This is a genomic window from Paraburkholderia sp. IMGN_8 (assembly GCF_038050405.1).
Classification (GTDB): Bacteria; Pseudomonadota; Gammaproteobacteria; order Burkholderiales; family Burkholderiaceae; genus Paraburkholderia.
The window spans coordinates 3,702,530-3,720,803 of the sequence record NZ_CP150900.1 but is presented as its reverse complement, the minus strand read 5'-3'; the positions used below and the strand labels follow the sequence as shown (position 1 = coordinate 3,720,803).

At 57.2% G+C, this 18,274-nt stretch carries 13 protein-coding genes and 1 pseudogene; 11 read left to right on the top strand and 3 right to left on the bottom strand.

The features are described 5' to 3' along the window. Nucleotides 1-61 precede the first annotated feature (61 nt). Nucleotides 62-2,386, top strand: a complete 2,325-nt coding sequence (locus WN982_RS16970) for a polysaccharide biosynthesis tyrosine autokinase (protein ID WP_341313080.1) — start codon at nt 62-64, stop codon at nt 2,384-2,386. A 92-nt stretch (nt 2,387-2,478) separates the two neighbouring features. Continuing rightward, complete coding sequence (locus WN982_RS16965) at nt 2,479-3,480, top strand: acyltransferase family protein (protein WP_341313079.1); 1,002 nt, start codon at nt 2,479-2,481, stop codon at nt 3,478-3,480. A 49-nt stretch (nt 3,481-3,529) separates the two neighbouring features. On the opposite strand, the gene WN982_RS16960 is transcribed toward WN982_RS16965, so the two are convergent. Then, the gene (locus WN982_RS16960; RefSeq protein ID WP_341313078.1) at nt 3,530-3,778 is read right to left on the bottom strand and encodes a hypothetical protein; all 249 of its coding nucleotides are present in this window, start codon (nt 3,776-3,778) and stop codon (nt 3,530-3,532) included. Between the two features lie 650 nt (nt 3,779-4,428). Between WN982_RS16960 and WN982_RS16955 the strand changes: the two genes are divergently transcribed. The 9 genes and pseudogenes from WN982_RS16955 to WN982_RS16915 all read left to right on the top strand — a co-directional run bounded on the left by WN982_RS16955 (nt 4,429) and on the right by WN982_RS16915 (nt 14,946). Then, nucleotides 4,429-5,868, top strand: coding sequence for an oligosaccharide flippase family protein (locus tag WN982_RS16955; protein WP_341313077.1), 1,440 nt, complete (start codon nt 4,429-4,431; stop codon nt 5,866-5,868). A gap of 12 nt (nt 5,869-5,880) precedes the next feature. Then, entirely contained in the window at nt 5,881-6,873 is a 993-nt protein-coding gene (locus tag WN982_RS16950) for a glycosyltransferase (protein ID WP_341313076.1), read from the top strand. Beyond that, nucleotides 6,870-7,514, top strand: coding sequence for an acyltransferase (locus tag WN982_RS16945; RefSeq protein ID WP_341313075.1), 645 nt, complete (start codon nt 6,870-6,872; stop codon nt 7,512-7,514). Before WN982_RS16950 ends, WN982_RS16945 begins: the two co-directional genes overlap by 4 nt. Further along, nucleotides 7,511-8,662, top strand: a complete 1,152-nt coding sequence (locus WN982_RS16940) for an NAD-dependent epimerase/dehydratase family protein (RefSeq protein WP_341313074.1) — start codon at nt 7,511-7,513, stop codon at nt 8,660-8,662. The genes WN982_RS16945 and WN982_RS16940 overlap by 4 nt, the downstream gene beginning before the upstream one ends. A gap of 17 nt (nt 8,663-8,679) precedes the next feature. Continuing rightward, on the top strand, nt 8,680-9,603 hold the full coding sequence (locus WN982_RS16935) for a glycosyltransferase family 2 protein (protein ID WP_341313073.1): 924 nt from the start codon (nt 8,680-8,682) through the stop codon (nt 9,601-9,603). 256 nt (nt 9,604-9,859) lie between these two features. Beyond that, nucleotides 9,860-11,002, top strand: a pseudogene (locus WN982_RS16930) (glycosyltransferase family 4 protein); the annotation flags it as partial. 290 nt (nt 11,003-11,292) lie between these two features. After that, nucleotides 11,293-12,774, top strand: coding sequence for an undecaprenyl-phosphate galactose phosphotransferase WbaP (gene wbaP / locus WN982_RS16925; protein ID WP_341313072.1), 1,482 nt, complete (start codon nt 11,293-11,295; stop codon nt 12,772-12,774). A gap of 185 nt (nt 12,775-12,959) precedes the next feature. After that, nucleotides 12,960-13,925 (top strand): amino acid--[acyl-carrier-protein] ligase, encoded by a 966-nt coding sequence (locus WN982_RS16920; RefSeq protein ID WP_341313071.1) that lies wholly within the window; start codon nt 12,960-12,962, stop codon nt 13,923-13,925. After that, complete coding sequence (locus WN982_RS16915; RefSeq protein ID WP_341313070.1) at nt 13,918-14,946, top strand: amino acid--[acyl-carrier-protein] ligase; 1,029 nt, start codon at nt 13,918-13,920, stop codon at nt 14,944-14,946. The genes WN982_RS16920 and WN982_RS16915 overlap by 8 nt, the downstream gene beginning before the upstream one ends. A gap of 45 nt (nt 14,947-14,991) precedes the next feature. On the opposite strand, the gene WN982_RS16910 is transcribed toward WN982_RS16915, so the two are convergent. Together WN982_RS16910 and WN982_RS16905 are read right to left on the bottom strand one after the other, a co-directional pair. Next, a complete protein-coding gene (locus WN982_RS16910) occupies nt 14,992-16,656 on the bottom strand; it encodes a beta-glucosidase (RefSeq protein ID WP_341313069.1) in 1,665 nt (554 codons plus the stop codon). A 94-nt stretch (nt 16,657-16,750) separates the two neighbouring features. Continuing rightward, nucleotides 16,751-17,923, bottom strand: a complete 1,173-nt coding sequence (locus tag WN982_RS16905; RefSeq protein ID WP_341313068.1) for a hypothetical protein — start codon at nt 17,921-17,923, stop codon at nt 16,751-16,753. Nucleotides 17,924-18,274: the final 351 nt, after the last annotated feature.

Here is an 18,274-nt window from a genome sequence, read left to right as displayed (position 1 = left end):
GTAAAGCATGTGATCGTCATCCAGCCGTTTCCACAGGTCCATCTTTATAGGAACGATTGACGTGAATACGCCGAATCTCGATGCAAGATCTCTTGGCGGCCCTCGTGACGGTGGGCTTAGCGCACGCGACGTGATACGCCTGCTTTCCGATCACCTATGGGCGGTTATTGGCGTTGCTGCCGCCGTCATCCTTGTCGCCACGATCTACGTCTTGCTCGCAACGCCGATGTACACCGCGGGCGCTCTGGTACGGATCGAGGCCTCCGACCCCAACGAGTTAGGGGTTGGGCCAAACGGACCGATTGTCGTCCAGAAGCAAGCCCCGTCAACTGACGCGGAAATTGCCATGATGCAAAGCCGAGCGGTGCTCGAGCCGGTCATGCAAAAGTTCGGCTACAACCTGCAGGTGCAAGCGCATAAGTTCCCCTTCCTCGGTTCGATTGTCAGCAAGTTCGCCACGCCAGGCGAGCCGTCGCGACCCTGGTTCGGACTTGCAAAGTACGGATGGGGTGGTGAAAAGATACGTATCGATTCGCTTCGCGTACCGCCTGAACTGGAGAACAATAAACTCAAGCTGCGCGCGCTCGATAACGGCCGCTACGAACTACTCGATTCCAATGGTGCCACGCTGCTCACAGGCAAGGTTGGCGAGCTGGTTTCGGGTAGCGGCGTCTCCATGCTGGTCAGCAACCTGATCGCATGGCCGGGTACTGAATTCCAGCTCGTGGGGTTTAATGACGTGAATGCCCTCAAGCGCTTCTCGCACGAACTCAAGGTTACCGAAAAAGGCAAAGATACCGGTATTGTTCAGATATCGTTCGATAGCAGCAATCCTTCTGTTGCGGCAGCAGTCGCGAATGCGGTCGCGCAGAGCTACGTACAGGCGACTGTGGCCAGCCGTCAGTTGAGCGACACCAAGACGCTCGATTTCATCAACCAGGAGTTGCCACGACTGCGCGAAGAGCTGAGGCGAGCGGAGGCGGCGCTCACTGACAATCAGGCATCGTCCAATTCCCTGCAACCGACAGCGGAGGCGCAGTCCTATCTGCAGGGAGGTCTCGACCTTGAAAGACAGATTGCCGCGTTGCAACTCCAGCGTACGCAGCTGATCCTTCGCTTCACGCCCAACAGCCGGCCGGTGCAGAATATAGACGAGCAGCTCGCGCAACTGAATGCCGCGAGGCAGACGTTCGACGCGCGCTTTAACAAAATGCCTGCGTCGCAAAGAAGGGATGTCGACCTGACGCGTAACGCGAAAGTGGCCGAAGCAATCTACGTCGCGATGGTCAACAAGGCAGAAGAACTGACCGTGCGCCGCGCGGGTACCACGGGAGACGTACATATAGTCGACGCTGCGGCCCGTCCGGCTGATCCGGTTTCGCCGAACGTCCCATTGGTGATGGGTGCGAGTGCAAGCATCGGGCTGATGCTGGGCGCATTGATTGTCTTCGCGCGGAGCCAATTGCTCACGGGTGTCACCGATTCGCGCTTTGTTGAATGGACGATGAGCGTGCCCGTGCTCGGCTCCGTGCTTTATAGCCCACAGCAGGAACAGCTCAAGCGTGCCACGCCGAATTCATTGCCGACAAGTGCTCCGCAATACGGGCCACGCGTTGCGTTACCCCTGCTTCCGACAGCCGGTACGTCGGATGGCAGGGGCGCACAGGGAACCGCTGCAGCGCCCGCCGTGGCGCCTAATTACCTGCTCGCGCGCAGCTTTCCTCATAACGCGTCGGTCGAAGCGCTGCGCGGCGTTCGCGCTTCGCTGCACTTCGGTGAGACCGCCGCACCAGACAACATTGTTGTGGTGACGGGGCCTACGCCCGGCACTGGGAAGACCTTCGTCGCCAGCAACCTCGCAGCGCTGGAGGCGGAGACCACCAAACGCGTGTTGCTGATCGACTGCGACATGCGGTGTGGCCGGCTTGCGACGCTGTTCAATCAGCAGAACGCCGGCGGACTGTCTGAGGTACTGATGGGCAAGCTCCATATCGATCGGGCGATCCGCGAGGTCGGTATCCCAGGATTGTCGTTTTTGTCCTGCGGCGCCTATCCCGTCAATCCCTCTGAGCTGTTAATGACGCCGCGCTTTGCGTTGCTCCTCGAGGAACTAAACAGGCAGTTCGATCGGGTAATCGTGGACACGCCGCCACTTCTCGCCGTGAGCGATGCGGCCATTATTGCGAACCGAGGAGGGAACACGATCCTTGTCCTACGCTCAGGAATGCACACAGAAGAGGAAATCGAAGAGACGGTCACAAAACTGCAGCGCGCAGGGGCATGTGTGGGTGGCGCCGTATTTAACGCGGTGCCGCTGCGGCGCAGCGAGAAGCGCAGCTATGGACATCTGTCCGCATACTCCAATCACAACCATATCGCGGCTTGACGGAGACACCCCGCGACGAGCGACGTCGCAACGCGCGCAATGCTTACTGCGGTTCGCCGCGTTGGTGTCACGAGTTCAGCAGGGAGGATTGTGTGAGAAACGAATTTGAGGACTATGCCCGCGGCATCGGCATCGTGCTGGTCGTATACGGGCACGTCCTCCGGGGAGTGATGAACGCCGACCTTGTGCCAGCGCATCATTGGCTCATTCCGACAGACTATGCGATATATACGTTCCATATGCCGCTGTTCTTCTTTCTGTCTGGACTGCATGTGGAACGCGGGTTGCGATGGGGACGTCCGGCCTTTCTGGCCTCAAAATTGCAGACCGTTGTGTATCCCTATCTTTTGTGGTCGGTTTTGCAGGGGCTGGCGCAGTGGGTGTTGTCGGACGATACGAATCAACGCTTCGCTCTTGCGGATCTTGAGAACATATTCTGGAATCCCTTTGGACAGTTCTGGTTTCTCTACGCATTGTTCCTTTGCCAGGTTCTGGTTTGCGTCGCCACGACGCAGCGCAAGAAGCTCGTCTTGGCAACGGTTGTGAGCTATTTCGTTGGGAGCGTTTTCGACGCGGGCATCTTTACGACTGCGCTGAAGTTCTTTCTATTCTTTGCGAGCGGAATTTTTCTGGCCGGCCACCTGCACACGATGGTGTTGCGTTTTGCGACGATGCGTGGCGTGGTTGTCACGTTCATGTCGCTGTGCGGCGCAATCTATGTGGCGCAACAGTTCGGCGGTTACGACAGTGTCTGGGCCTTGCCTTCCGCGGTACTTGGAATCCTGCTGGTGTGCGAGGTCGCACTGCTGACAACCCGTCTCGGCGCATTTCGGGTGCTGAGGACACTCGGGATCGCTTCAATGCCGATCTATCTCGCCCATATTCTCTTCGGGTCCGGTTCGCGCATAGTTTTGATGCATTTCCACGCAGACAATCTATATCTGCAACTGTGCGTCGGTGTCGTGTGCGGGCTCTCGCTACCGCTTTTGTTGTATTTCTTCGTTGCAAGAATGCGGTTGGAAAAATATTTCGGCTTTCCAGCAATTCCGGCAGTTGCGATTCACCGCGCGCGGGTGGCAGATGCAATGAACTAACGTGCGGCTATGACTCAGCCAACAACAGGTGAAAAATTCGGGACCGATCTCAGCTGCCGCTTTTGTCGCGATCGCCCGTTCGCAGCACGGTCGCCAGCCAGCGCCACGTCATACGTTTGCGAAACGGGGCGAACTGTGCATGCCGGGTTGCCTCGGTCACTTGCCGTCTGGCCTTGACTTCGTCCCGCGATAGAGCGCGTTCGGTTCGTTCGTCGGCGCGCCGCGCCGTCACGCACAAGGACGCGACAAAGATTACCGCGACAATTTCGAGTACGGCAAAGATGATCAAAAGGTGCATGGCGTCCACGAAAAGTCGCGCTGTAGCGTGCGGGATATAGATTGACAGTGAGAGTCTGCCATAGCGCGCGGTCCGGCCATTTTCCAAAGAACTGCCGATCTACGCCTCTTTTCGGCGAATACCCCTCAGTATAAGGCCGGGCGGCGGGACGGCAGATCCATCGAAACCACCGCGGATGCGGCGTTCCGGCAGGACGGCTCGAGGTCGTTTCCGTGTCCCGGCTGCATCGTCCGGGACGCATAGCTCGTCGGCAAGCCGTCCATCGTAATTCGGCATGCGAAGCGCTTTGTCAATGATTCTGACGCGGGACAGCCGGGAAGGGACTGTGTTCGCATTCGCACATTTCTCATGATTTGTGGCGGCTACAGTAAGTTGCCATGTGCGTTACAGCACGCGGTTTTTTCGCGCGTCAACGAAGACGCTACCGCGCTGGCAGCTGATGTGCCGGACGTTCGGCGCACTGCTTAAGCTGCGTGATCGACGAACGCTAGCGGGCAGTAACGGTGAGCGCTGAGGATTGTGCTTCGCAGCGGTGAGCGGCACATACCAACCCGATCGTGCTCCCCGGTGCGCCAGGAATGTTTCATTAGCCTCTTACGACGATGCTTAAACGCAGCCTGCTCGCCAATTATGCTGGACAGATTGTTACCGTGGTGCTCGGCATGGTCATGGTGCCGGCGTACGTTCAATATCTTGGCGTCGAAGCGTATGGTCTGATCGCGCTCAATGCGGTGTTGCTCGCATGGGTGCAGGTATTGGATCTTGGGCTTTCGCCCACATTGTGTCGCGAACTTGCGCGCGCGCAGGATGAAGCATCGAGAAAAGAGGCGAGCGTCCTTCTCCAGTCACTCGAAAAATTCGTGGCGGCCATGTGTACGCTGCTCATCGTGATGTCGGTGTTTGTGGCGCCTTTCTTTTCAAAAGACTGGTTGCACGCCGCGGGACTGCCTACGCACGAAATCGAAATCGCGTTTGTCCTGATGGTTGCAACAGTTTCATCGCGTTGGCTTTCGTCGCTCTATCGAGGGGGCATGGTGGGCATCGACAGGCAAGCCACGCTAAATGTTGTGATCGTGGGCTTCGCCATCATCCGAACTGTGCTCGTTGTCCCGGTCATTGCGAATTGCCCGCGAATCGAAGTGTTTTTCCTGTGGCAACTGGGCGCAATTGTCGGCGAAAGTTTGACCATGAGATTCCTGCTTGGCCGCGTGATTGAAGCGCCGCTGCTTACGCGAACCTTCTCGCGCGCTACGTTGACGGCGCGCGCGAGATTGTCGCTGTCCATTGCGTTCTCCGCGCTCGTGTGGGCGACCACGACGCAGATCGACAAGATCATATTGTCGAAGGTTCTGCCTTTGCAAGCATTCGGCGTATTCAGCATGGCGACGATCCTGGCCAGCGGTATCTTGCTGCTGGCTAATCCCATTCAGCAGGCGTTCATTCCGCGCTTTGCCGCCGACAGCGTGGGCGACAGCCGGCGCATCATACCGAGCTATTTCCTCGCGAGCGAGATCACGATGATCGTGGTCATTCCTGTTGCAATGATCTTTGCGATAGCGCCCGACCTCGTTCTCAGGCTGTGGTCAGCGACTGCGCCCTCGACGCCGGAGGCCTGGCGCATCCTGCAGTGCTATGCGGTCGGTAACGCATGTTCCGCTATTGCGGGATTGGCATTCCTCGTGCAATACGCGCAAGGAAATCTGTCCCTGCAAACCAAGGGTAACGTCGCATTCCTGGTCATCCTGGTACCGGCCGTTCTCTTCGGGGCACTCAACGATGGGGCCCGCGGTGTTGCATATGCGTGGCTCGCGTTAAGTCTGTTCCAGGCGCTCGTCTGGGTCAGTATCGTGCATCGCCGATTCCTGCCTGGCATCAACATAAGGTGGTATAGGGGGATGGCCGCGCGCGTCGCGGCGACGGGATTAGTGGGCTTCGTATTTCATTACATGACCATGCTCCAGACATCCAGACCCCAGATTTTCGTTTTCCTCCTCCTCATGTGGCTGTCAATGATGGTGGTCGCCGTCGCTGTCTCACCGATCTCACAACGTAAAGCGCGCGATCTCGCCGGGCGCCTCGTCTTTAACTGAAGGAGAGTAATCATGGCGTCGACTTCCGGGAAAAGCGCGGCAAGGCCGGTAATTTCGGTAGTGATCCTCTGCTATAACCTGGAAAGCTTCATAGCAGATTGCTTGCAGAGCGTGATATCGCAGGACGTGAATGTTCCCTTCGAGGTGATCGTCGGCGACGACGGGTCCACGGACAAATCGGTCGACGTGGTTGAGTCCTTCTGCTCACGCTATCCCGGTGTTGTCAAACTTATCCGGCATGAGCATAACGTCGGCTATTCACGAAACCTGGCAGACGTCATCGAAGTAACGTCGGGTGAATACATCGCGACCATCGACGGCGATGACATGATGCTGCCCGGAAAGCTCGCCGTGCAGCTCGAATTTCTCGAAACGCAACGCGAGTTCGGCATGGTCGTGCACAAGATGCGGACGGTCAACGCCCTCACCAACGAACCGGCGTACTTTCCGCTCCCGCGAGCAAAGCCGCCTGTGTTTGGCGCGGAATATCTGATCGAGTATGGCCCGTTCTTCCTCAATAGTTCGGCAATGTTTCGCGCTTCGCTGCGCAAACGCTATCCAGTCAATCTCGAACTGAAAGTCGTTGCCGATGTGGCCAACCTGATGCAGTCGTGTTACGGCACTCAGGCGCGCTACCTCGACGAGGAACTGGGTGTCTACCGTGTCAATCCCAAGGGGTTCACTTCAACGGTCATCACGAATCCGGCCCGTCACGAGACTAACGTGAGTGACATGCTGTGCACGTGCACGATGGCCGAGACGCTGGGTATGCACAAGACCGTGGTGGACCGGGGCCGTGCGAGGCTGTTGCTCGTCTCGGCGATCCTTTATCTGGAGCGTGCCCATTACGCGGAATTTGAGCGCTGCATCGCTTCGAGCGTGCACTTCGCGCGGATTGGCGCCAAGCAGACGGTGCTGTATGCGTTGCGGCGCTGGCCTCACGTGCTCCATTCGCTCTACACGCTGGCCAAGCAGATGGCAGGCAGGCAGGTGGTGCGTGTATGAGCGTCCTGACCAGTACCTTTTCGAAATTCGGCGAGCTGCATTGGCTCGACCGGTGGAACGCGCTGCAACTCGCTTACTACCGGCTCAAGGCGCGGCTCTGGTACGCGAACGCATTCGCTTCAGTCGGTAGGAGCTCGGCAATCTACCGGCCGCTCCTGCTATCCAATGTTCATCACGCTTCAATCGGCGAGAGGGTACTGATCCGTCAAGGTGCGCGTATCGAACTCATCGTCACCGACCCTAACGAATTGCCGAGGCTGACTATCGGAAACGACGTGAACATCGAGCAGAACGTGCACATTGTGTGCGGATCATCGATAGAAATTAAGGATAACGTAACCATCACTGGAGGGTGCGGAATCGTAGACGTGGAGCACCCTTACGAAGATGTCGACGACCCCGTCCGCATTGGGCGGCGGATACGGGTGCGTGGAAACCGTGTCGTGATCGGTGAAGGAAGTTTTATTGGCTTTAACTCAATGATCCTGCCGAACGTCGTCATTGGCCGTCATTGTGTGGTGGGGTGTCATTCTGTCATCACTCGCGACGTGCCCGACTACTGTGTTGTCGCCGGAAATCCGGCGAAGTTGATAAGGCGCTATAGCTGGGAAACGCAAACATGGGAGCGATTCGAATCATGAAAGTGCTGATTACCGGAGGTGCTGGCTTCATCGGCTCGAACCTCTCCAACAGGTTGGTGGCCGAAAACGCAACGGTTACCGTGCTCGACAATCTGTCGCCACAGATTCACGGCGACGACCCTCGCAAATCCGCGTTGTTTCAGTCTCTCGACAAATCGATCCGGTTCATTGAAGGATCCGTAGTGGATCGCAGCGTGCTCGAGCACGCAATGGAAGGACAAGATGCGGTTGTCCACCTGGCGGCGGAAACCGGTACGGGACAGTCCATGTATGAAGTCAGTCGCTATGTCGAAGTGAACGTCGGCGGTAGCGGATTGCTGCTGGACATCCTCGTCAAAGACAAAAATAGCACCATAAAGAAGGTGGTGGTGGCGTCGTCGCGTGCGATCTACGGAGAAGGCAAATACCGTTCGCGCGCGCTAGGCATTCTGTATCCGGAGGCGCGTGAAGAGAAAGATCTGCTTGCGGGCTGCTTCGATTACCTGTGCCCACATTCAGGCGAGCCATTGGAATGCCTGCCCACCGATGAAGATTCGAAAATTCATCCTTCGTCGGTCTATGGCATCACCAAGTATGACCAGGAGCAGATGGTCATGACGGTGTGCCGATCGATCGGCATCGGTGCGTCTGCGTTGCGTTACCAGAACGTGTACGGGCCGGGCCAGTCGTTATCGAATCCCTATACGGGAATTCTCTCGATCTTCTCGACACGCATCAAGAACGGTAACGGGATCAGCATTTTCGAAGACGGACTGGAGAGCCGCGACTTCGTGTACATCGACGATGTCGTCGATGCGACCCATGCGGCGCTGGTTCGCTCGCAAGCAGATGATCGCGTATTCGGGATCGGCTCGGGCCAACGTACCGCGGTGATCGAAGTCGCCAATAAGCTACGCGAACTATACAAAAGTCATGTGCCCATCACCGTAACCGGGGCCTTTCGCCTGGGCGATATCCGGCACAACTACGCCGACCTGACCAGAGCGCGCGAGGTGCTCGATTTTGAACCCAAGGTATTGTTCGCCGAGGGAATAGAGCGGTTTGCGGCGTGGGTCGACGCACAAGAGGTACAGCCTGACCACTATGAGAAAAGCATCGCCGAGATGAAGTCAAAGGGGCTTTACCAGGCCAGCCAGGTAGCGGCGTGATCAACGGGAGCGGGATCATGGACAGCGTGCGCACTAAACCTCGGGTGGGTGTTGTCACAGTGCTTTACCAGTCTGACGACGTACTCGAAGATTTCTTCGCCAGCCTTAAGGTGCAGGATGGGGTGCTTCTGAAGCTTTATGTGATCGACAATAGCGCGACCGACAGCGGTAGCATCATGGCGCGAGAGCTCGCCACACTCGCTGGCATCGAAACCGAGATTGTCTTCAATAACGCGAATGCGGGCGTCGCGCGCGGGAACAATCAGGGTATCGCAATGGCGTTGGCTGACGGCTGCGAATATGTACTACTGGCCAACAACGATGTCGATTTCCTCGATCCCGCTACCATTGCGAAACTTGTTGCGCCGATCTCGGCAGGCACGACGCTGGCGTCCATTCCGAAAATCTTCTATCACGGCACGAACCGCATCTGGTGTGCTGGCGGATGGTTTTCGCCGTTAAAAGCGATTACCAAGCATGTGGGTGACGGCGTCGAGGATCATGGGCAGTTCGACCGGAGCGCCTTTACCGAGTATGCGCCAACGTGCTTCATGTTGCTTCATAAAAGCGTATTCGACCGCGTTGGCATGATGGACGAAAAGTACTTCGTCTACTACGACGATGCGGATTTCGTGTGGCGCATGAACCGTCAGGAGATCCATCTGCTCTACGTTCCAACATCACAGGTTGCCCACAAGGTAAGCTTCTCGACAGGCGGTAGCGAAAGCCCCTTCAGTCTCTTCTATTGCACACGCAATCGGATCTACTTCAGCCGCAAGAACCTGGGCTTTCCTCGCTCGCTGATAGCCGAGGGGTATTCGTTGCTCGCGCTGCTGGTTAAGTATCCGCGATTCACGCCAGCCGGCCGCAAGAGCGTGCGGCGGGGGATCGTCGCCGGTATGCGTATGTCTGCGCAGGTTACCCGGCAACTTGGCATGTAATCGCTGCGCTGTGCGTTCTCGTGGTCGGCAAGATGCCATGCTCGCCGAACTCGTAGCGAAGAATGCCTATGAAAAAATCTGCTGAACCTTCTTGCGGATTATGTGCCGTGACCAGCCATGTAACCCTGCTGTGGCCGACATAGCGGGTTGCGGTCTTGCCGGCGGGCAGACGTTGGCATTTCAGCCGAAAGACCTTCTGTGCGAATCCGAACCGAAGGGTGGCAGGGGGCCGCCTAGGATCGGCAGTAATGGCGCACTGCGGGGCGACCGCGCCACAGTTGCTGAACCATTCAATCATGGAGGTATCGCGATGAGGGTTGCAATTGTTCACGAATGGTTAGTGACATATGGCGGGTCCGAACGAGTGGTTGAACAGATGATCGAATGCTTTCCCGAAGCTGATGTCTTTAGCTTGATCGACTTTATGGAAGATCGTACTTTTTTAAAAGGGAAAATGGCCAAGACTTCGTTTGTGCAAAAACTACCGTTCGCCAAGCGGAAGTACCGTAATTACCTGCCGCTCTTTCCGCTAGCAATCGAGCAGTTCGACCTGTCTGCCTACGATCTGATCATTTCAAGTTCGCATGCTGTTGCGAAGGGCGTGCTGGTGGGACCCGATCAACTTCATGTCAGCTATGTCCACTCACCCATCCGCTATGCGTGGGACCTGCAGCATCAGTACCTGACGGAAGCGAATCTGATGAGGGGTTTTCGTTCGTTGTTCGCTCGCGTCGCGCTCCACTATCTGCGCACGTGGGATGTGCGTACGGCAAATGGAGTCGATACGTTCGTCGTCAATTCGGATTTCATTGCGCGCCGTGTCAATCGTGTCTACCGCCGCGATGCGACAGTCGTTTACCCACCGGTAGACACCGACGCGTTTGGGTTGCGCACGCATAAAGAGTCGTTCTACGTCACGGTCTCCAGAATGGTGCCGTACAAAAAAGTGGATCTGGTCGTAGAGGCCTTTTCCGGCATGCCTGAACGTTCGCTGGTGGTGATCGGGGACGGTCCGGATATGGAAAAGATCCGTGCCAAGGCTGGACGCAACGTAATTATCCTGGGGCATCAGCCCTTCCCAGTCCTCAGGGACTACCTGCAGCGTGCACGGGCATTTGTATTCGCTGCAGAGGAAGACTTCGGTATTTCGATTGTAGAGGCACAGGCTTGCGGCACACCTGTGATTGCGTTCGGTAAGGGCGGGGCATGTGAAACGGTGATCGACGACACACAGCCGCGGCCGACGGGTGTGTTCTTCGAGGAGCAGACCGTCGAATCTGTGCAGGCTGCGGTCCTTAGATTTGAAGCAGGCGCACACAAGTTTTTGCCCGAGAGTTGTCGCGTCAATGCGGAACGGTTCTCCGAGGCGGCTTTTCGCCGGGGGTTCTTGGCAGTAGTCCTAAAGGCAATGGAATCGCATCAGAATCTGCGTGTCTGGCGCAAGTTCCGTGCGTCAATTCGACCGCCCGTGCGCGCAATATCGGTCGAAAACGAACCGGCGGAGCTCGGCGTGCCATCGCTTCGATCGTAATTTAGTTTGGAAGCGTGATAGTACTTTTTGCGCGCTGAAGTCCCGATAAGACGTCTGTGCGCCGTTCACGCGAAGACCAAGATCCAATGGAAGACGGAACGGGTCTGCGGAATTTTGTCTGACTGGTCTGCCGGCTGTTCAATGCGAGGAAATGCCAAGTGAACTCCACCATCGGAATCGAGTACTCGTCACTGCCCAGACTTGGCGTCAATCCATTTCCGGCTCTGACGAACAAGGTCGCACTGGCAGCCGCAGACATTGTTGGTTTTACTGTGGCACTTTTAGTGACGACTCGCGTGCTGGGCAGCTTTGTCACCGAGCCGCCGAAGAGCGTTTGGGGGATTCTCTCAAATCACCCCATGCTGATCTACATGGCGCTTGCTTGTGCTGGAACGGCGTGGTTCTGGGCGAAACTGCGGCACTACACGTGTCGCAGGCCTATGTGGCGTGAACTCCAGGAGATTTTCCGGACGTTAATCGTGCTCGCGGTCATTCATCTGGCGCTTACGACGCTGACTAAGGGTATGTTTTCGCGTGGATGGTGGGCATTGACGTGGAGCGGCGCCCTTGTCTTCGTGCCCGCGTTCCGATCGCTAACAAAGCGCGCGCTCGATTGGGCAAACCTGTGGAAGAGGCCGACGCTGATTGTTGGTTGTGGCGAAAACGCGTTGGAAACCAGACGGGCGCTGTCGAACCAGTCGTTTCTGGGCGTGGACGTGATCGCATATGTCGCGCCCGACGCCGAAGCAGCCGTGGACAAAGACGCGATCCTTGTCTCGGACGCCCCCATTCTGCAAGGCTTGACCCCTGCGACGTTCAGATCGTTGCCTGGGATACAGGTTGTGATAGCGCTGGAACACGATCACCGGGCCTTGCGCGATATGTGGGTTCGTGGACTCACGAAGTACGGCATTCGGGACGTAACCGTGATGGCGTCGATGCGTGGCGTGCCGTTGTGTGGCACCGACATATCGTACTTCTTTGGCCATGAAGTGATGATGTTGCGCGTGCAAAACAACCTCGCGCGCTTTTCTGCCAGAGTTCTCAAGCGGATCTTCGACGTAGTGGTGGGAGGATTTCTTCTACTCATGCTGCTGCCCATCTTCGTGACCATTGCGGCCCTGGTGGCAAGGGACGGTAGTTCTGCGTTTTTTGGGCACACGCGAATCGGACAAGACGGCAAGAAGTTCAACTGCTACAAGTTCCGCTCGATGGTGCCCAATGCCGACAGGGTGCTGAAGGAATTGCTCGAGCGGGACCCGGTGGCAAGAGCCGAATGGGAGAAGGACTTCAAACTGAAGGACGATGTCCGAATCACGCCAATTGGCGCGCTACTGCGCAAAACAAGCCTCGACGAATTGCCGCAGTTGTGGAACGTGCTGCGCGGGGACATGAGCCTCGTGGGACCGCGCCCGGTAATCGAAAAGGAGATCGCTCGGTACGGTGAAGATGCCGCCTACTATCTATTGGCAAAGCCGGGTATGACAGGGCTCTGGCAGGTAAGCGGCCGTAATGATACGGATTACGCAAGGCGCGTATTCCTGGACGCATGGTATGTGAAAAACTGGTCGCTATGGTACGACATCACGATTCTGTTCAAGACGGTTGGCGTGGTGGTTCGGCGCGACGGCGCGTACTGATCTCTGTTGTGCGCTCTCCGTCGTTTATCCCGCGCCTGCATGCCAAGGACGAGTTGCCTGAATGGGCCCCGGCCGTTCGTAACGCTTGCCTCGGGGTATAGGGAACATCCTGTTCGCAGTCCTTTATGAAATAACTCCATTGGGACAGAAAGATGAGCACACACACCGAAGATATTCAGGCAGGCGTGGATGCGGCCGACGCTGGCGCCGACTCCTTTGCCACACGCAGAACGGTCGATGGTACGACGTATCTGCAGCGGCTTCTTTCGGCTGGCTTGTTAATTTCAACGGGTGTTGATGGCCTATATGGTCGCAGCGAAATGTTCGAAGACGTCGTCGAGAGGGTCAGTGATCTGATCGGTGACTGGGGGGCGGAGAAAGAGGTGGAAGTCATTCGCTTCCCGCCGGTGATGAGCCGGCAGGTGCTGGAGGAAAGCGGCTATTGGAGCAATTTCCCCGATCAGCTGGGCGCGGTGTTCAGTTTTCATGGCGACGAGCGGCGTCATCAACGTTTGTTGAAGTGTCTCGACAAACAGGAAGACTGGACCGAAGACGTGCATCCGACGAAGATAGTCCTGACGCCTGTGGCCTGTTATCCCGTCTATCCGGTGATGGCGGCGCGCGGCAGGCTGCCAGAAAGCGGCCGGCTCGTCGATATCTTCTCGTATTGTTGTCGGCATGAGCCATCAAGCGAGCCTGAACGCATGTTGATGTTCCGGCAGCGCGAGTTCGTCCGCATGGGAACGGCGGCCCAAGTACTGGCATTTCGCGAAGACTGGATCGAACACGCCGAAGCCATGATGCGCCTGCTTCAGTTGCCGGCGTCGATCGGTGTCGCGAACGATGCGTTTTTTGGTCGTGGCGGGAAGATCCTGGCCGACAGTCAGCGCGAACAACATTTGAAGTTCGAACTGCTGGTGCCCGGAATCAATCCGTACAAGGTCACGGCGTGTGGCAGTTTCAATTACCACCTCGATCGATTCAGTTCGCTGTGGAAGATCTATACCGATAGCGGCGAAATCGCTCACACTGGCTGCTGCGGCTTCGGGCTGGAGCGCGTCGCGCTCAGTCTCTTCAAACATCACGGCCTCAATACGGCTCACTGGCCGCGAGGCGTTCGTACTGTGTTGTGGGGCAATGACCATGCTTAACAGAGCCGAAGACATCACGAAGGCCGAAATCGGGTCCGATGGACTGGGGGACTTTCCGGCCGCACCGCGGCCGCGCGACAGTCTCTCCTTTCTCGAAGCGCTTCTGGCAAGCGGCTTGTTGATTTCCACCGGCGTAGAGGGGGTGTATGGGCGCAGTGCAGTCTTCGAGGAAGTGGTCGCGCGCGTCAACGCGATGGTTGGCGTCTGGGGCGCAGGCAAGCATGTGGAGATGCTGCGTTTCCCGCCCGCAATGAACCGCAAAGTGCTGGAAGCGAGCGGATTCTGGCAAAATTGCCCGGAACAGATCGGGACGGTTTTCAGTTTCTGCGGTGACGATCGCGACCACCAGCGCTTGTTGAAGTGCCTCGATAACCGGGACGACTGGGCGGAAGAGCTGAAGCCCAGCAGATTGTCCATGACGCCCGCAGCGTGTTACCCCGTTTATTCGATAATAGCAGCGCGTGGTCCGTTGCCTGAAGCAGGGCGGATCGTCGACATCCTCTCGTATTGCTTTCGGCATGAACCGTCAATCGACCCAGCGCGCATGCAGATGTTCCGGCAGCGCGAATTCGTGCGTATGGGGACGGCGGACCAGGTTCAGGACTTCCGCAAGCAATTGATGGAGCATGCCTCGGGCATGATGCGCGCGCTTCGCTTACCGGCGACGGTCGAGGTTGCCAACGATCCATTTTTTGGGCGCGCCGGCAAGATCGTCGCGGATATCCAGCGCCGTCAGGAGTTGAAATACGAATTGCTGATTCCGGGTATCAACGCTGAAAAGCCTACTGCGTGTGCCAGCTTCAACTATCATCTCGATCGCTTCGGCGAAGTCTGGAAAATTACCACCGACGCAGGTCAGGTTGCCCACACCGGGTGTGTCGGCTTCGGTCTTGAGCGCATTGCGCTTAGTCTGTTCAAGCATCATGGCCTCGAAGCGCAGGGGTGGCCCGACGACGTTCGCGCCGCACTGTGGGTTGAGGAGAAACGCGCGACGGCGGCGCCGCGTAGCGTCGTTCGGTGAGTCGTGGCATGTATGGGTGAGGCGCTCCACGATCATCTGATTCTTTCAGTTCGAAGGCTGGTCCAGAATAAGGTAACGAGGCAGCGGGCCCACTCGCCAGTCGAAGCTTTGCGCGGTAATCGTTACGGGCGTATCGGCACCTTGCCAGTCGCGCTGAATATATCTGCCGGCCGGCAGGCTTATGGATGCCGTACGTTCCTTGCCGTCGGTGGTCCAGCCGACGATGACTGGATCATCGGTCCCGTACTGATACGCCTTGACGCTCTCCTTGTCGATTAGCGCCTTTCCCCAGCTACGCTTGCCGACCGTGCTACTCAACACGGAAGCGGCGACGAACGCAGGTTTGGGTGTCAGATCGTTGTGCAGCAAGCCAAAATTCTGCTCGAAGTTGTTGATGTCGGTGCCATCGTCGACAAAGTCATACCAGAACAGCACGTGAACCGCGCCATAGCGCCGCGATAGCAAATAGGTGCGCACCAGATTGGCCGCTTGCGTCGCCTCATCTTGCCCCGGCTCTTTGGGATTCACAGGCCAACCCAACTCCGTCACCCAAACCTGCAGAGGCCGGCCGTTTGCTTTCACATGCTGCGCAGTAAGTTCTTTCAGGTAGGGCCACGTCGTTGGAATGCTCACGGCACCGATCGGGCCGCCCGTGCCCTTATAGCCTGTTTCTGGGGCATTGGGCGGCATATAGGGGTGTATGCTAAAGCCGTCCTGGTCGTTCAGTCCTCCTTCCTTGATCAGTGCAACAATGCAGTCGCCACCGGGGCCGCCGCCCGCGCCGCCGCCGCCGCAGGAAATGACCGATGCATCCGGGCTTACATGCTTGATGGCGCCGAACGTTTCCTTTAGCAGGGCAAGGTAGGCGGTGTAGCTAATCTTGTTGAAGTCCGGCTCATTCCACAACTCCCAATACTTAACTGTCCCGCCGTAGTGGGTGACCACCGCGTCGACGTAACGGACGAACCGCTTCCGGGCTTCGGGTGACTGCGGAAAGTTCGACGTCGAGAAGAGCGTCGGATAGGCACCCGCGTTACCGTAATCGAGAACGACCAAAGGCGAAATCCCGAGGCGGGCACATGCGGCAAGGTATGCGTCGTAGCGCGCAGGAAAGGTAAAGGTGCCTGGCGTTTTTTCGATTTCCTGCCAATAGAGTTCGTCCCGGATCCACGAAAACCCGGCCTGCTTGATGAGCGGCAACAGCACCGAGGGCGGTATGCTGCCTTGAGCGAAATGGGTGACGACACCGAAGTCGGAAGGCCCCACTTCGTTGCGTTTCGTTACCACAGCCAGAGTGCTCGCCGTCTTGCCGAGCGTTTCACCATTCGGCGATTTCAAGGTTGCGTCGAGGCGGAACAAACCAGAACGCGGTATAGCTACGCCGACGTTGATCGCCTTGCCTGGCTGTATGTTGCTGATGGTTCTCTCGTACGTGGCGAGCGGAGCTGGTGTCAACTGGCCATCGCTGTCATATGGGAAAACGCTGACTGTCATCTTTGCCTGGCGTAGATCTACCGGCGGCGAGACGTCGAACCGGAGGATCTTCTTGCCGTTTGTCGGCATGACCAGTGAGCCCGGCGGACTAGCCAGGCGCAGTTGTAGTTGTGCGTATGAGCCGCTTGAGAGAACCAGCAACAATAGTGCAGACAGCGTAGCGCGCCAGAATGCGCATGTTTTGAATAGGCTTCGGCAGAGATGAATCGTCGGCATGGCATCATCCTCGATGAACCGCTCGCCGGGACCGGAACGGACGTTCCTGGCCCGTATGCGAACTCAATGTTGTGGAGCGAGTTGCTTGCACCCATCAGGTTCGCCACAACGTTGGCTGTCTGCGTCCTGCCATTGCTTGAGCGCGTTCGCGTTGGTTCGCGCAATACGCCGCGATGCGCGGCCAGTAGCAGATCAGATAGGCGAGCGGGACGAACGATGTCACCATCGTGATGCTGACCGTAGCGGTAATCAAAAGGAAGAGCAGGACCACAAATCCGTCGCTCGCGGTGAACGCCAATACGCCAATCAGAACCAGCGCGGCGACGAGTCCCACGTCGGCAATCAGCCCGGGAATACTGGAGAACGTCACGTCACTCAACCGGTAAAGCTTCGCGTTGATGTGAAGATAGGGCAGATAGCCGTATTCGTTGTTCAGTTGGGCTGAGGTGACGCCCTTAATGAGGTCCGCAAAGCGCGCATCGAGCAGGAACGGGTATCCGGCCAGCCGGTGAGCTATAGTCTCGGAGCCGAAGAAGTCATATTGGTTCATGTACAGCGCGATTGTCATGGAAATGGCCGCAAAGCCTATGAGCGAGACCAACGGGTGAATCGTGCGTAGCTGCCGGCGCATAAAATAGAAGAGGGCGAAAATCACCAGCACGAAGGAAGCCTTCGAGAAGCTTATGATGAGCCCGACGCAATAGATCGCGATCATTGCTTTGCTTTTCTTCCCGTCTTGCATTAGGTACAGCGCAAACGACGCGATTAGCAAGGAGGCAAAGAATCCGGCTTCACGTGAGAAGCCGCTGACGCGCGCAAAATAGAGAATCTCGTAAAAGTTAGTGTTGGTTTGGGTCGCGGAGTCGCCCCAGAGCATTTGCGAAACTGCATCGGGTCCGAACTGGACGGAGAGGTCGTGGTCGACGTAGTAGAGGACGAACTGCACGACGCCGAACAGCACATTGATGACCATCCACATGTGCAGAAACTGGATGCGTTTCGAGAACGTGTAGGCGAGATAGCCGACGCAAATAGCCACCGATGCGACTTTGGCGGCGGCCATCGGTGCGCTGACAAGGCAGACCGTGAGGGCAATCGCGAGAGGTACGATCCATCGGCGAAACGTCGCAACGAGATAGGCCGTATACCCCGGATCGAGAAACGGCAGCATGACGTACAGGTAGATTGTGACGCCCGAAATCTGCGGGTTGAAGATCACACAGGTAAAGAACATATAGAAAAGCATCGAAATCACTTTTGCATACATCGACATCTCCTGCTACGTGGTCGGGCGTGAACCATGTGTGTGAGGTGGATTTTTCCTCGACTCGGACGCTCCGGGGCGGAGGCGGATGGAAATGAATCAGTCGGTTCGACGAGCAAAGGTGCAGGTGCTGAAGGGCGACATGCGGGAGGCCGCTTTCCCGAGCAGCAAGTAGGGCAAAAGTAGGGCACGCCGCTCCGGTCATCAGTGCGGAATCGAACTTTCAAAGCTTTCGTCAGCGCGCTTGCGTTCGCTGCTGCGAACACCTCGATAGCCCAGCTACCGCGGACATTCCGGTTCGCGGGGACTGTTCGGCCCGCAACCCCGTGCCGGCCTCGTCGAACTAGGGGCATC

Bases quoted from the DNA above. Each gene is read 5' to 3' on its own strand.
- WN982_RS16960 (WP_341313078.1), bottom strand. From the start codon at position 3,778: ATGCACCTTTTGATCATCTTTGCCGTACTCGAAATTGTCGCGGTAATC.
- WN982_RS16950 (WP_341313076.1), top strand. From the start codon at position 5,881: ATGGCGTCGACTTCCGGGAAAAGCGCGGCAAGGCCGGTAATTTCGGTA.
- WN982_RS16945 (WP_341313075.1), top strand. From the start codon at position 6,870: ATGAGCGTCCTGACCAGTACCTTTTCGAAATTCGGCGAGCTGCATTGG.
- WN982_RS16940 (WP_341313074.1), top strand. From the start codon at position 7,511: ATGAAAGTGCTGATTACCGGAGGTGCTGGCTTCATCGGCTCGAACCTC.
- WN982_RS16935 (WP_341313073.1), top strand. From the start codon at position 8,680: ATGGACAGCGTGCGCACTAAACCTCGGGTGGGTGTTGTCACAGTGCTT.
- WN982_RS16915 (WP_341313070.1), top strand. From the start codon at position 13,918: ATGCTTAACAGAGCCGAAGACATCACGAAGGCCGAAATCGGGTCCGAT.
- WN982_RS16910 (WP_341313069.1), bottom strand. From the start codon at position 16,656: ATGCCGACGATTCATCTCTGCCGAAGCCTATTCAAAACATGCGCATTC.
- WN982_RS16905 (WP_341313068.1), bottom strand. From the start codon at position 17,923: ATGTATGCAAAAGTGATTTCGATGCTTTTCTATATGTTCTTTACCTGT.